The sequence below is a fragment of the Mesorhizobium sp. M7A.F.Ca.MR.362.00.0.0 genome (assembly GCF_004023175.1).
Taxonomy (GTDB): domain Bacteria; phylum Pseudomonadota; class Alphaproteobacteria; order Rhizobiales; family Rhizobiaceae; genus Mesorhizobium.
The window spans coordinates 1-221 of record NZ_RZTF01001207.1; the positions used below are offsets into that span (position 1 = coordinate 1).

At 44.8% G+C, this 221-nt stretch carries 1 protein-coding gene; it reads right to left on the reverse strand.

What is annotated here, in order from left to right; genetic code table 11:
* A partial coding sequence (locus EOC06_RS39650) for an alpha-galactosidase (RefSeq protein WP_206631511.1) occupies window positions 1-221 on the reverse strand: 221 nt, incomplete at both ends.

Below are 221 nucleotides of genomic sequence, written 5' to 3' on the forward strand. Positions count from 1 at the left end.
GTTCCGTATTGAATCTTTAGTCTGGATACTGCATCCGTATTATCACTCGTCCAAGTCTGCGGCATATAATGGAGCATCCCTGGATCGAATCTTCCGCCGCCACCTGAGCAGCTTTCGAAAAGTACATGTGGAAAAGAAGCTGTTATTTCTTCAAGTATTTTATATAAGCCGAGCATATACCGATGGGCTGTTTCTCTTTGCCTGTCAGGTGGAAGAAGTGC